This is a genomic window from Streptomyces sp. NPDC097640 (assembly GCF_040302705.1).
GTDB lineage: Bacteria > Actinomycetota > Actinomycetes > Streptomycetales > Streptomycetaceae > Streptomyces.
The window spans coordinates 63,393-65,184 of record NZ_JBEOSB010000026.1; the positions used below are offsets into that span (position 1 = coordinate 63,393).

The following is a 1,792-nucleotide window of genomic DNA, read 5'->3' on the forward strand; positions in this document are numbered from 1 at the left end:
CAACTCCGTAATTCGAGCGGATCAGTGGACAGCGTCTGCGTGCGCCGTGTACGCGGGTTCCGGAGCACCGCCCCGCCGATCGGGGTCCATAACTGGAAAGTGAAATCCACGGCCCACTGGCAATCCCCTAGTCATTGGCTGTTTGTTCGCCCCGTCGCTGTTCAGCGCCCGGTGTCCGCCGAATCACTGGGGATTTCTTTGTTCCCGAGCCGGTAGCAAGGAAGTCCGGGCTGCCGATCGAACTCCGATGGTCCGGCCCGTGCGCCGCCGACCGGCACACGGGCGCGTTCGGCATGCCTTCCGTCATCCATCCCGCACCTGCGGAGGTGTTGATCGTGACCTCGCCCCGGCGGCCGATCATGTTTGTGAGCTCACCGGAGAGCGGATTGTTCAACTCGCTCTTTCTCATCGCCACCGAGCTGTCCCGGCGGGGGGTGCCCGACCTCTGGTTCGCCACCGACGAAAAGCGGCGTGAGGACATCGAGGGCATCGACGCGGGCAGTCCGGTGCGCTTCGCCTCGCTGGGCGAGGTGGTGCCCGAGCTGTCCTCCCCCACCTGGGACGACGAGACCTATCGGCGGGTGACCCAGCCGTCGCGGTGGAAGGCCCACCGCGCCCTCGTGGAGCACACCTTCAACCCGCATCTGATGGTGCCCAAGTACCGGGCGCTGGACGCGGTGGCCGAGGAGGTCCGGCCGGCGCTGATGATCATCGACAGCGTGTCGTTCTTCGGGGTGGAGGTGGCGGTCACCAGGAAGATCCCGTTCATGCTGAGCGTGCCCTTCCTGCCCAGCAATCTCTATATGACCAGCCTGTGGAAGAACTTCCCGTCGGCGCATTCGGGTCTTCCGCTGAACATGACCTTCGGCCAGCGGATGGCCAATCGCTGGTTCAAGATCCGTAAGGTGTCGATGTTCTTCAAGCCGAGCATGCTGACAGTGCTCGGCAGTTCCAAAAAGACGCGGGAAAAACTGGGAATCTCCCCGGAGACGGTCAAGTTCTCGGCACGGACGGATCTGGCCGAGCTGATTCTGTGTTACTCGGTCACCGGGCTTGAGTATCCGTTCCCCTTCCCCGACAACATGCGTCTGCTGGGGGCGATCATTCCTCCGCTGCCCGAGGCGCCCGAGGACGGCGGACTCTCGCGGTGGCTCGACGCCCATGACTCGGTCGTCTACATGGGCTTCGGTACGGTCACCCGGCTGACCGCGGAGCAGGTCCGCGCCCTGGTGGAGGTGGTCCGCCGGCTGGAGGGGCGCCACCACGTGCTGTGGAAGCTCCCCAAGGACCAGCAGCAGTTGCTGCCGCCGGACGGCGAGCTGCCGGCCAATCTGCGGATCGAGAGCTGGGTACCCTCGCAGCTCGACGCCCTGGCCCACCCGAACGTCAAGGTCTTCTTCACCCACGGCGGGGGCAACGGCTTCCACGAGGGGATCTACTTCGGCAAGCCGCTGGTGGTCCGGCCGCTGTGGATCGACTGCTACGACCAGGCGGTGCGCGGCGCGGACAGCGGGGTCAGCCTCACGCTGGACCGCCCCGAGACCTTCGACGTCGACGATGTGCTGGACAAGCTGACCCGGGTACTGACCGACCCCTCGTTCGGTGCACGCGCCCGGCACTTCGCCCAGGTGCAGCGGGAGGCGGGCGGTCTGCGCACCGCGGCCGATCTGATCCTCGGCTCCCCCGCCCTGACACCCTGACCTCCGCTCTTCCGGACCTCGCGGCCCGATGACGGTTCCAGCCCCGCTGGATCCGTCATCGGGCCGCTTGCCGTGGCGCGACCGGGGTGCGG

Annotated in this window: 1 protein-coding gene; it reads left to right on the plus strand. The window is 66.6% G+C overall.

The window, feature by feature from the left end:
* Positions 1-335: 335 nt before the first annotated feature.
* Positions 336-1,700: a glycosyltransferase gene (locus ABTY62_RS34000; RefSeq protein ID WP_352133261.1), complete on the plus strand. Its 1,365-nt coding sequence runs from the start codon at positions 336-338 to the stop codon at positions 1,698-1,700.
* Positions 1,701-1,792 lie beyond the last annotated feature (92 nt).